The sequence below is a fragment of the Microcoleus pseudofavosus SVA1_A4 genome (genome assembly GCF_036700565.1).
Lineage (GTDB): Bacteria > Cyanobacteriota > Cyanobacteriia > Cyanobacteriales > Microcoleaceae > Microcoleus.
This window is the reverse complement of record NZ_JAUBPE010000073.1, coordinates 32,245-41,314: the sequence shown is the minus strand read 5'-3', so window position 1 is coordinate 41,314 and position 9,070 is coordinate 32,245. Positions and strand designations below refer to the sequence as shown.

8 protein-coding genes are annotated in these 9,070 nt (G+C 48.3%); 5 read left to right on the top strand and 3 right to left on the bottom strand.

Annotated elements, in window-relative coordinates; all coding sequences use genetic code 11:
- Positions 1 to 254: 254 nt before the first annotated feature.
- Positions 255 to 2,135, bottom strand: coding sequence for a DUF1565 domain-containing protein (locus tag QUA02_RS25810; protein ID WP_333031967.1), 1,881 nt, complete (start codon positions 2,133 to 2,135; stop codon positions 255 to 257).
- 218 nt (positions 2,136 to 2,353) lie between these two features.
- On the opposite strand from QUA02_RS25810, the gene QUA02_RS25805 reads away from it, so the two are divergent.
- Positions 2,354 to 3,436, top strand: coding sequence for a thiamine phosphate synthase (locus QUA02_RS25805; RefSeq protein ID WP_333031966.1), 1,083 nt, complete (start codon positions 2,354 to 2,356; stop codon positions 3,434 to 3,436).
- A 133-nt stretch (positions 3,437 to 3,569) separates the two neighbouring features.
- The gene (gene thiS, locus QUA02_RS25800) at positions 3,570 to 3,782 is read left to right on the top strand and encodes a sulfur carrier protein ThiS (protein ID WP_332980304.1); all 213 of its coding nucleotides are present in this window, start codon (positions 3,570 to 3,572) and stop codon (positions 3,780 to 3,782) included.
- A 301-nt stretch (positions 3,783 to 4,083) separates the two neighbouring features.
- Here thiS and rpmA read toward each other — a convergent pair whose 3' ends face one another.
- Both rpmA and rplU read right to left on the bottom strand, forming a co-directional pair.
- Positions 4,084 to 4,371, bottom strand: coding sequence for a 50S ribosomal protein L27 (gene rpmA, locus QUA02_RS25795; RefSeq protein ID WP_333031965.1), 288 nt, complete (start codon positions 4,369 to 4,371; stop codon positions 4,084 to 4,086).
- Between the two features lie 27 nt (positions 4,372 to 4,398).
- Complete coding sequence (gene rplU / locus QUA02_RS25790) at positions 4,399 to 4,791, bottom strand: 50S ribosomal protein L21 (RefSeq protein WP_333031963.1); 393 nt, start codon at positions 4,789 to 4,791, stop codon at positions 4,399 to 4,401.
- A gap of 297 nt (positions 4,792 to 5,088) precedes the next feature.
- On the opposite strand from rplU, the gene QUA02_RS25785 reads away from it, so the two are divergent.
- The 3 genes from QUA02_RS25785 to QUA02_RS25775 all read left to right on the top strand — a co-directional run bounded on the left by QUA02_RS25785 (position 5,089) and on the right by QUA02_RS25775 (position 9,069).
- A complete protein-coding gene (locus QUA02_RS25785) occupies positions 5,089 to 8,124 on the top strand; it encodes a pentapeptide repeat-containing protein (protein ID WP_333031961.1) in 3,036 nt (1,011 codons plus the stop codon).
- A 74-nt stretch (positions 8,125 to 8,198) separates the two neighbouring features.
- Positions 8,199 to 8,390 carry a glutathione S-transferase family protein gene (locus tag QUA02_RS25780; RefSeq protein ID WP_333031959.1) on the top strand — a complete coding sequence of 64 codons (192 nt, stop codon included), beginning with the start codon at positions 8,199 to 8,201 and terminating at the stop codon, positions 8,388 to 8,390.
- A gap of 49 nt (positions 8,391 to 8,439) precedes the next feature.
- Entirely contained in the window at positions 8,440 to 9,069 is a 630-nt protein-coding gene (locus QUA02_RS25775) for a pyridoxamine 5'-phosphate oxidase family protein (protein ID WP_333031957.1), read from the top strand.
- Position 9,070: the final 1 nt, after the last annotated feature.

Genomic DNA, 9,070 nt, shown 5'->3' with positions numbered 1-9,070 from the left:
TACAATTGATCGCGGTAGGGAAACGGCACTGCCGTGTCCTCCGTTTATATCATTCCGATGAAGAGCGGAATTGATATTATTGGTTATTGGTTATTGATTATTGGTTATTGGTTATTTGCGCTCGGTTATTGGTTAACAGTGCGAGCTTCTAGCTCGCACTTCACACTCATTATCGGTGATTAGCCGGAAAGGATATTCCCAATGCCCAATGCCCAATGCCCAATTCCCAATTCCCAATGCCCAATTTCCAATAACTATTTAATGTCCTCAATTCGAGCATTCAAACCGTTAGCGCTGAGCATTTGTACCAATTCCTCAGCTTTTTCGCGCTCCCGAAAAGCACCGGCTTGCATCACCGATCGCCCGCTGGCAAAAGTGCGAAAAGCACCGGGAACGAGAGATTTCATTTTTTGTCGATCGCCCGAACTGTTGGCATCCACCACAACTCGATAGCGCAAACCCAAAGCGGACGCTCGATCGAATGACGGCGCATTCTCTCGGGAATCGGGCAAAGAATTCCCCCCTAAACCAGCAGGTACATAGCCGCCCCTTCCTAGAGGAATGTTGCGGCCCGGAACCGGCAATCTACCCTCGGAAGAAACCGAAGTCGAACTATCAAAATTGGGAGGAATAATTGGTTGCTGTACCGAACTTTCCGTTCCCGATCGAGAATCGGGATCGGGAACGGGAATTGCGATCGCCCCCGGGACTGCGGGTGAAGGTTCGGCATTCCTCGGAGAAAGCTCTTGCCGCAACTGAGGGCTTCGCGGTGCGGGTCGATTTTGCACCGGTCGCCTAGAAATCGGCGCAGGTGGCGAAATTGGCGCTCTTTCAACTCTGGGACTTAGCGGCCCGGGAGTGTAAGCAGGGAGAGAAGTTTCTGGGCCGCCGGTGGTGGATGGTCGATCGACAGTTAGCTGCAAAGCACTTCCCCCAATTGGCGCAGGCGGGCTAAAAGTTCCCGCCACATCAACCGATCCTGTCGTCCGGTTGCTCAGCAATTGATTGCCGTAAGCTGGGATTACTTGACCTTTCGCCGCATTGTTCACATCGTACTGACCGTTGTTGCGAATGACGTTACCCCCCGGTTCGGCCGAAGTTCCCAAATCCGGCAGAGCTCTGGCGATCGCCACAATTCCGTCCCGCTGGTTGCTCTCGATATAATTGTTACGCAGCACCGGTCTAGCATCAGCTTGCACCACCACGCCATCCTTATTGCGAGTAATTTTGTTGCCGATCAGCAGAGGCGAAGCGTTCTGCGCTACATTCACCCCAAATCCCGTGTTTTCAAACACGTTATCTCGAACTTCCGGCTGGGAACTTCCAAAAATCGTGATGCCGTTAGCTCCATTTTTCGAGAAAAAATTCCCGCCAATTGTCGGCCTTCCAGTACCCACTACCGAAATGCCGTCGTGAGTGCTCCCCGAAAAAGTATTGTTGACAACGATCGGAGAACTCGATTCGATCCACAAAGCGTAACCGCGATAGTTGGTATTCGTCACCGTCACCCCGCTGAGTCCCGCCCCGTCTGCGGCTAAAATCGCGATATTTTGACCCGCCGAAGTCGGACTGATAAAATATCCTCCGCCTTTGATGACAATATTCTGACCGCGAGTGTTGGGATTTCCCTGAACTGTCACGCTGGGCCTGAGCATTAATGGAAATTGTTCGCCGGTTTGCTCGCTGTAAGTACCGGGCGCTAGCAAAATCGCTGTCTTGGGCGGAGCCACGCTTAAGGCGTAGGTAAGGGTTTTGAACGGAGATCGATCGCTCCCGTTGCCCCCCGTGTCGCTACCCCCGATCGAACTGACGTAGAGTATGTTAATGTCGCTCTGCAGGGTCTGAGAAAGTAGCTGCACTCCCGGTACTCCGGCAGCGATAACTGACGGTTGAGGGCTGCAAAAGGCGGTCATCGCAAAGACGAGCAGAAGGCAAGAACTCAGACAAGATTTTTGCGATCGATTTTCTTTGCACCAGGTCTGTTGTGAGTAAATCAGCATAAAAAAACGCAACTTATCTGTAAGCCGAGTTTCGCCTCCGGTGTTTCGTGTCGGGTTTTCGCGATCGAAGTTTAAATACGCCCGCCTGTTTGGGTTGTTCTCCCTTAATCTTTGGTGTTGTTCTGCTAACCTCACGGCTCTCCTCCCAAGTGTGGTATGCAGCTTAACGATTTCACTCTCATCAAGTTTGATCTATTATGCTTCGTTTTTCTCAAATTCAATAAAACTTAAAAATTTGTCTAATTTAAATCGGTTGAGGTAAAAATTAGGCCGATCGCTTTGCTACGATCTTCACGGCGTGGGAGAATATAGCGGGTTGATTGGTAAGATTAATTATAATTAGGGTGGTTCTGATGACCGACAAACAAAACAGAACTTTACCGGCACAGCCAGCCCTCTGCCGGATCTTAGATGCAAATTTAGATCGATCGCGCGAAGGGTTGAGAATTATTGAAGAATGGTGCAGGTTTGGTCTCAACAGCGCCGATTTGGCTGGCGAGTGCAAGCAACTGCGTCAAGAATTGGCTGCTTGGCACGTCGCAGAATTGCGAAGTGCTAGGGATACGCCGGCCGATCCGGGGACGGAGTTGACTCACCCGCAGGAAGAGCAGCGTTCGAGCATCCAGCAGCTACTGGAGGCGAATTTCTGTCGGGTGGAAGAAGCTCTGCGGGTACTCGAAGAGTATGGCAAAATTTACGATCGGAATATGGGCGCGGCTTTTAAGCAGATGCGCTATCGGGTTTATACTCTCGAAAGCAATTTGCTGGCTTACCGGCGCTACCAGCAGTTACTTCGATCGCAGTTATACCTTGTAACTTCGCCCAGAGACAACTTGATGGGAGTTGTGGAAGCTGCTTTGCAAGGCGGACTGACTTTGGTACAGTACCGCGACAAAACCTCAGACGACGGCGCAAAGCTGGCTAACGCGCGCAAGCTTTGCGAACTTTGTCACCGCTACGATGCTTTGCTGATTGTGAACGATCGCGTGGATTTGGCGATCGCAGCCGATGCCGACGGCGTACACTTAGGACAGGGAGATTGGCCTGTGGCGGAAGCGCGCAAGTTGCTCGGCCCGGGACGCATTATCGGTTGTTCGACTACGAATGGCGAGGAAATGCAGCGAGCCGTTGATGCGGGAGCAGATTATATTGGAGTTGGGCCGGTTTACTCCACTCCGACTAAACCTGATAAGCAGGCGGCGGGTTTGGACTATGTGCGATATGCTGCTGATAAGTCGCCGATTCCGTGGTTTGCGATCGGCGGAATTGATATCAACAACGTCGATGAAATATTGAATGCTGGAGCTCAAAGAGTTGCGATAGTACGCGCAATTATGGAAGCAGAACAACCTACTTTAGCCACGCAGTTTTTCATCTCGCAGTTGATTCGGATGCAGAATCTGAAAGCTCAGAAAGCTTTGCAGGGGAAAACCTAGTAACCGAGGACACCGCACCGTGCCGTTTCCCTACCCGGATATAATTGTAGGGAAACGGCACTGCCGTGTCCTGACTGTGGGTAATATTAATACCGATGCCGCCGGATTTGATATAACTAATAACTAATAACTAATGATAAATCAAATTGCGCTGCAAGTTAACGGAGAAACCCGCAATTGTGCGATCGACACACCGTTACCAGAATTACTAAAACAATTGGGATTAAACCCGCGCTTGGTGGCTGTGGAGTACAACGGGGAAATTCTGCACAAACAATTTTGGGAAACCACACACATCAAAGAGGGCGACATCTTAGAAGTTGTCACAATTGTCGGAGGAGGCTAGCCACAAATTGGTGACAAATTAAACCTTAAATTGTCACCAATTGCAGAACCTAGGAATGTCGCTTGCAGTCAAGTCTCGATCCCCCTAAATCCCCCTTAATAAGGGGGACTTTGAGAAGAATCTTGTCCCCTAAATCCCGTTAATTAACAGGGACTTTGAGAAGAATCTTGTCCCCCTAAATCCCGTTAATTAAGAGGGACTTTGAGAAAAATCTTGTCCCCCCCTTATTAAGCGGGGCTAGGGGGGATCGAGACTTTGAGACAAACAAAAGAGACTTAAGGAACGCCACAAAATATCGCAATTAAACTGCTACAGGCTCAGCCACAGGTGCTGCTACAACAGGATAAATGCTGACTTTCTTGCGAGTTTTGCCTTTTCTTTCAAAAGTCACCACACCGTCAATCATGGCAAACAAAGTATCATCTCTGCCGATACCAACATTGTTACCGGGGTGAACTTTAGTGCCGCGTTGGCGGATCAAAATGTTGCCAGCTTTGACAACTTGACCGCCGTACTTTTTGACACCCAGACGCTGGGAATTAGAGTCGCGTCCGTTACGTGTACTGCCTGTACCTTTCTTGTGGGCCATAATATCCTCAACTGTATTTACTATGTTTTATTCTGAATCAGTTTCGGCGGTTTGGGGAGTTTCCACAACTGCTTCAGTTAAGTCTCTGGCGGCTAAGACTGTACCGTTGACGCTAATGGAGTCAATCATAAAGCGAGTTGTTTCTTGACGGTGCCCTTTTTTCTTCCGAGTTTTCTTTTTCGGCTTCATCTTGTAGACGAGGACTTTGCGGCCCCGGAAATGCCGCAGAACCGTTCCTTCTACACTGGCATTTTCTAGTAGAGGCTGGCCGATATGAACCTCGCCTTCGTGCTGGATCAGAAATACTTTGTCTATGGTGACTTTGGATTCCGCTTCGACGTGAAGCAGTTCGATGTCGTAGAAGCGGCCTGGTTCTACCCGAAATTGTTTGCCGCCGGTTTCAATGATTGCGTAAGTCATGGGATGGTGGTTGAAATTGCCGTACAGGTAGCTGATGAGTCATTGGTCATTGGTCGTTGTGGACTTTTGACGGCTGACTGCTCTCCAGCTTTTGGAATGTCTTAACCTGATCCGAGCCGGATTTAGACAGACAATCTACTATTATTGCGGATTGTTGTAGTTTTGTCAAGGTAAAAGGTATTTAATCTTTTCTAATTGTTAGTTTGAGAACAGATTTGTGGCGACGAACTACGGAATGCTTACAGAGTTAAATGTAGATTTTCTCAGATTCTCTCTTGTGAAACAGGGCAGGTAAAAATGGCAAATCGCATCTGGAAATTCTTAAATACTGATATCAAAGAACTGTGTTCCGCCGAAGCAGCGGAGGGAATCGGAGAAGCTGGGAAAACAGCCGCCGAATTGGCAAAAATGTTCAAAGAACAAGGGCTGGACAATAGCAACTTGCTGCTAGAGGTTTTGAACTCTCCCTTAGCTCAAGTTGTGGGAACTGGATTGCCATTTGTCGGGATGGCGGCGAAACTGCTGGTGTTTTTTATGGAAAAAACTCAACAGCAGCCGACTTTAGCTGAGTGCATTTTCCTCGTCAGTCAAGCGGCTTATCTGGAAAGTTTTAAGGAGTTTCTTGAACAAGACGATAGTCTGTTAAATCGCATCGGGCAAACTCCGGTTTCCGATAAAGTCAAGCAGTTGCTTAAAAAACTGGCAGATTTAGAATTTAACGATAAAGCAGCCAAAGACACTGTTATTTGCTTCCGGGATTCGATGTTAGCCACGGAATTCAACCTAGTGCTGTCAGAGCGGCTGCAACAAGCCGGACTCAATGCCGATGAAGCTCAAATTTTGACAAAGAGAGTTGCTGCTAATACTCACCGCTATTTAATCGAAGCTTGGGCAGTTTCCGGCGAAGCAATGAAACATCTTGGACAGCCTTCTATCAGCGAATGGCGGGAGGAACAGGAGAAATATCACAGCATTGACACCTACCTGCAAAAACAAATTGCCTCTCTACCGCTACAACCCGTATTTGCAGAAAATTTCTCATTCAAGGATATCTACGTGCCTCTGAAGGCAAAGCCCATTGATAAAAATGGCAAGCTCATAAATGATGCAGAAGCTTTTGATTTAGAAACTTGGGCAAAGCAATTGCTTGAGGATGAAAATAAACAAAATCGGGTAATGTTTGTCGAAGCTGGGCCCGGACGCGGTAAGAGCGTTTCTTGTCGGATGTTTGCTGACTGGGTGCGGCAACATTTGCATCCAGTTTGGACGCCCGTGTTAATTCGACTGCGAGATATTCCCACATTGCAAAAGAGCTTTCGAGAAACGCTGAAAAATGCAGTTAATGCGAGTTTTGCTAGCGACGACGGCTGGTTGATGGATCGAAACACGCGATATTTGTTTTTCTTGGATGGCTTTGACGAGTTGCTGATGGAAGGGAGAAAAAGCGGCGGTTTAGAGCAATTTCTCAAGCAAGTAGGGCAATTTCAGCAGGATTGCAATAAGAATTCGGAAATGGGGCATCGGGTTTTGATTACTGGCAGAACTTTAGCTTTGCAAGGGATTGAAAGGCAAATGCCCGATAACTTGGATCGAGTCGAAATTCAGGTGATGGATGACGGGATACAGCAACAGTGGTTGAGCAAATGGGAAGCCCTATTCGGGGTGGAAAACACCTCTTCTTTTCAGCAGTTTTTGCAAGATGAATGCTGTCCAGAAAATGTAAAATTAGAACTGTCGCGAGAGCCACTATTGCTTTATCTGTTAGCGGCGATGCACCGGGACAAAATCTTGAAAGTTGAGGATTTTCAAAGAACTAACAGCACTCAAGCAAAAATTTTGATTTACAACCAAACTGTGAATTGGGTACTCACAAAACAGCGGTCTGAAAAGCTCAATCGCGATTTAACAGAATTGGAAACAGAGGATTTGCGGCGCATCCTTACAGAAGCAGGGTTGTGCGTGGTGCAGTCGGGAGGGGAATGCGCTCCTGTAGCGATGATTGAGGAACGATTGAGAGAAAACAACTCGGTTAAAGCATTACTTGAAGAAGCACAAAAACGGATTGGTGATAATCCTCTGAGAAATGCTTTGGCGGTTTTTTATCTTCAGCAAGGCAGTAAAGAAGGTTCTGTGGAGTTTGTACACAAGAGTTTTGGTGAATTTTTGTGTGCGGAACGATTGAAACAAAGTCTGGAAGAGTGGACGGAACCGGGAAAGAAAGGTAGAGGATTTAATACTCAAGACTCTCAGATGGACTGGGAAATTTATGATTTGTTGGGTTATGGACCGCTGACGGAAGAAATTGTGGAATATTTGATGGGGTTGTTAACAACTCCGGCGGCTCCTGGCGAGGAAAATCTGTTTCGCCCTGTGGAGTTATTCCAGCGCCTGGAATATTTTTATCAGCGGTGGTGCGATGGGGAATTTATTGATATGCTGCCGGAAAGTTTGCCTCAGAAGAAGATGCGCCTACTGCCAGATCAATTGAAAACTCAAAAATTGGGGCAGCGACAAATAGATGTTTATGCTGGTTTGAATGTGATGATTTTGCTGTTGGAGTTGCACCGTTACGGTCAGGAGAGAGATGAATTTAAAGACAAAATGGTGTTTTATCCTTGTGGGAAACCTAATGCTGAAGGTAAACTTGACGATGCAAGTCGGTTGTTGCGTCTTATCGGTTATAGCTGTTGTGTTGGGTATTTTGACTTTCTCCACGCAGTTGGGAGATTCCTCAGTGGCGCAAACCTCAGCGGCGCAAACCTTGGCGGCGCAGAACTCTGTGGTGCAGAGCTCGGCGGCGCAAAGCTTAGTGGCGCAAACCTCAACGGCGCAGAACTCAGCGACGCACACCTCTGGGACGCAGACCTCAGTGGCGCACACCTCAGCCGCGCATACCTCAGCCGCGCATACCTCAACGACGCAGACCTCAGCGGCGCAGACCTCAGCGGCGCAGAACTCAGTGGCGCAGACCTCGACGGCGCAGAACTCAGTGGCGCAGACCTCAGCGGCGCAGACCTCAGCCACGCAGACCTCAGCTACGCAAACCTCAGCGGCGCAAACCTCAGCTACGCAAACCTCAGCCACGCAGACCTCGGGGACGCAGACCTCAGCGGCGCAAACCTCAGTGGCGCAGACCTCAGCGGCGCAGGCCTCATCGGCGCAAACCTCAGCCACGCAAGCCTCAGCGGCGCATACCTCGGCGGCGCATACCTCGGCGATCGCACTTTTGGCGATGTCAAATGGGATGAAAACACAAACTGGGAGAATGTTCGAGGTTTGGATACAGCCGTTGATGTTCCAGAAGCGTTAAGGCAACAGCTAGGAATGCAGTAAAAACATTTTTCCAGGCTGGGCGTATCATTTTTATGAACAGGCTTTCCGGCCTGTTCCACAAAGAGTGAATTTTCTTGTGGGGTGGGTGCCAGAGTCCGCGCACTTGGCTAGAGTTTGAGCATCCCACGATCGCAGATGCGGCCATCGATCCCTATATCGCTTTAGCGAGAGATGGCAAGATTGAACTCGATGCTTATCCCAATGTTTTGAATTGGATCGATCGGGTGAAGCAACTCTCTGGTTATATTCCCATGTTGGGAATCTAGGCATTTTGAAGATCGCCGAGTTAAATAAGTAGACAAGGAGTTAGATTTTATGCCTCGTCAATTTGGTAAGATCGCTTTTACTCCCGCAGTGAAAGCCATGCAAGAAAAAATGGGTTCCCGCGAGAACTATGAACGCTTTGTGGCTAAAGGTGCAGATAATAATTCCATCAATCCCGATCTAGAGCAATTTATTTCCAGTATGGAAGGATTTTATCTAGGCACTGTGAGTTCTAATGGCTATCCCTACATTCAGTTTCGCGGCGGGAAAGCGGGATTTTTAAAGATTCTCGATCCGAGAACTTTGGGATTTGCGGATTTTCGTGGCAATGTGCAATATATCTCTGTGGGAAATCTTGCTGAAAATGATAAAGCATTTTTGTTCCTAATGGATTACCGTCATCGCCGGCGCCTCAAGATTCTCGGTCGCGCCCGCGTTGTGGAAGACGATCCAGTAATACTTGCCCGAGTTCGGGATACAGACTATGATGCAACTGTGGAAAGAGCGATCGTATTTGAAATTGATGGCTGGGATTGGAACTGTCCGCAGCATATTCCGATTCGCTATTCTGAAACGGAAGTAGAAGCAATGCAGACCAGAATTAGAGAGTTGGAGAAACTTTTAGCAGCTAAAAACCCTAATAACGTAAATACTCCCGATCCACCGGCGCCCATCAATTAAC